The sequence below is a fragment of the Acutalibacter intestini genome (assembly GCF_034334985.1).
Classification (GTDB): Bacteria; Bacillota; Clostridia; order Oscillospirales; family Acutalibacteraceae; genus Acutalibacter; species Acutalibacter intestini.
Window position 1 is genome coordinate 1 of the sequence record NZ_JAWXXL010000137.1, and the last position, 623, is coordinate 623.

Consider the following 623-nt stretch of genomic DNA (forward strand, 5'->3'; position numbering starts at 1 on the left):
GACATTGCCGATCCAAAATCATCATATTTCACCGCGTTTATCGCGGAAAGCGCGTCCGTTGTGGTGCTAATTTCGCCGTTCAGGTTTGTTAAAGCCTTCATGCCCTCAACGCCTAAATCTTCCCACATTGTCCCGAACAAGGCAACGCCCGCCGTGTTCTGTGCTAAAGGATCGTCCATAGCAAAAAGGGCGGCTGTCACGTCTTCAAACGCTTTTGCCGCCTGATCCCCGCCAGCGGCAAAAGCCGCCGCCGTTTCTTCTGCATTTACTCCAATATCGGCAAACGCCTGCATGGTGCCGTCCGATCCGTCTTTTACCCTGATCCCGAATTCCTTTACAGCGTCGCCCAGCTTGTCAACGGAAAACGTGCCAGCACTTGCGCCGTTTGCGAAACTGTTAAACATATCTTCCGCGTCAAGTCCAAGCGTTTTGAAATGCACGGAATATTCGTTGATACTGTCCAGCAAGTCCCCGTTTTTATCAAGGCCGTTTTGCGCACCCTGTGCAATCAGGTTAAACGCGTCTTCGCCGGACATTCCGAACTGATCCATAAGCATATTGACGGCGCGCATTTGCTCTTGTATGTCATATCCGAAGGTATCACGCAACATAAGGGCGTTTTG

At 51.0% G+C, this 623-nt stretch carries 1 protein-coding gene; it reads right to left on the reverse strand.

What is annotated here, in order from left to right; translation table 11 throughout:
• Positions 1-623: phage tail tape measure protein (locus U8U68_RS22830; protein ID WP_322204645.1), on the reverse strand; the 623-nt coding region annotated here is incomplete at both ends.